Raw genomic sequence first — 737 nt, 5'->3', positions numbered from 1 at the left:
CGTACCCGTCGCGCCTTCCGGTCCCAAGCCACACAGTTTCCACCGGACGCCCACCTGTTGAGCAGGTGGATTTTCCGATGGACTTGTGCGGCCAGCTACGGACGCTTTAGGCCCAATAAGATCGGCCATCACTCGGGCTGCCGGTATTACCGCGGCGGCTGGCACCGGTCTTGCCCAGCCCTTATTCGTCCACCGCCCTAGGGTGGACAAAAGCGTAGGCTCTATGCCTACGCACTTGGGATTCCCTTATCGCACTGTCGTGCAGTGTAAAGGTTTCGCGCCTGCTGCGCCCCGTAGGGCCCGGAATCTTGTCTCAGATTCCGTCTCCGGGTTCTCACTCTCATGACCCGTACCGATTATTGGCACGGTGGGCCGTTACCCCACCGTCTACCTAATCGGCCGCAGCCACATCCTTCGGCGCCGGAGCATTTAACACAACCCTCATTCCAGCTGGATTGTGATATGCACTATTAGCCTCAGTTTCCCGAGGGTATCGCGCTCCGAAGGGTAGTTTGGCCACGTGTTACTGAGCTATTCGCCACGAGTATGAACTCGTACGACTAGCATGGCTAAATCGAATCCCAATAGCAATGGCCTCCGGCAGGATCAACCGGAATGTAAACCTCCGAACCTGGTTCCCGGCTCGGAGGGGGTGTTGGCGGGTTTTGACTCACAATGAGTCAAAACACCATTGCATGGTCTATCTGGTGTCCGGCCCACCCAACGACCTGGATGAC

General features: G+C 57.5%; 1 rRNA gene. It reads right to left on the bottom strand.

From position 1 onward, the window contains the following. Nucleotides 1–617 (bottom strand): 16S ribosomal RNA (locus ACFQEY_RS18685); the annotation flags it as partial. Between the last annotated feature and the right edge of the window lie 120 nt (nt 618–737).

The organism is Halorubrum trueperi, assembly GCF_042662525.1.
GTDB classification, from domain to species: domain Archaea; phylum Halobacteriota; class Halobacteria; order Halobacteriales; family Haloferacaceae; genus Halorubrum; species Halorubrum trueperi.
This window is presented reverse-complemented; position numbering and strand designations above follow the sequence as displayed.